1 protein-coding gene is annotated in these 249 nt (G+C 44.6%); it reads right to left on the bottom strand.

Going from position 1 to position 249, the window contains the following annotated elements:
* Positions 1-249 (bottom strand): DNA polymerase domain-containing protein (locus tag SB719_RS21705; RefSeq protein WP_412159966.1); only part of this gene is annotated, 249 nt, incomplete at both ends.

The raw sequence follows: 249 nt of genomic DNA, 5'->3' as shown, positions 1-249 counted from the left end.
CGGGTGATGATTTTACCTTCTTCGTCGATCAGCGCGTATTTTTTTTTGGTAACGAAGAAACCACGTTTGTAGAAACCTTCGTATTCCAGTTCCAGCAGACCCGGCAGTTTCGCGTTGATGTAGTCAACGAATTCCAGCGCTTTTTTTTTGATTTCTTCAGATTTACCACCCGGGATGGTCGCGTACAGACCGTCGGTGTCGATGTACAGAACTTTGAAACCGAATTTTTCTTCCAGTTCTTTCCAAACG

It is taken from the genome of Pantoea sp. SIMBA_079, assembly GCF_046940275.1.
GTDB classification, from domain to species: domain Bacteria; phylum Pseudomonadota; class Gammaproteobacteria; order Enterobacterales; family Enterobacteriaceae; genus Pantoea; species Pantoea borealis.
Note: the sequence above shows the minus strand (reverse complement) of the source record. Positions and strands in the feature narration are given on the sequence as shown.